Origin of the sequence: Terribacillus saccharophilus (assembly GCF_002272075.1) — a bacterium.
GTDB lineage: Bacteria > Bacillota > Bacilli > Bacillales > Amphibacillaceae > Terribacillus > Terribacillus saccharophilus_A.
On sequence record NZ_NPBJ01000063.1, the window covers coordinates 1 to 287 of the forward strand.

Annotated in this window: 1 pseudogene; it reads right to left on the reverse strand. The window is 38.7% G+C overall.

Annotated elements, in window-relative coordinates:
* Window positions 1-287: pseudogene (locus CHH48_RS19210) on the reverse strand (DUF1492 domain-containing protein); the annotation flags it as partial.

The window sequence follows — 287 nt, forward strand, 5'->3', positions numbered from 1 at the left end:
TTTCAATACATCCTTCTTCCAACGGTAATAAGATGATCGTGCAATGCCTAAGTGAACACATGTTTCTTGTACTGTCATCGTATTTCCCAATACTTCTACCAGTTCGACTGCCGTTTCTCTATCAACTTCCTTTCCAATTCCTTGTACTTTTTTAAAACTTCATTTTGCTGCCTTAAGAATCGGTTCTCAGCTTGTAGCTTCTCTAGTTCAGAAGTATAAACAGGGCCTTTTCCGTATGTATATTGCTTTCCAACAGGCTGTTCAAAACGATGAACTTCGCCTGTTTT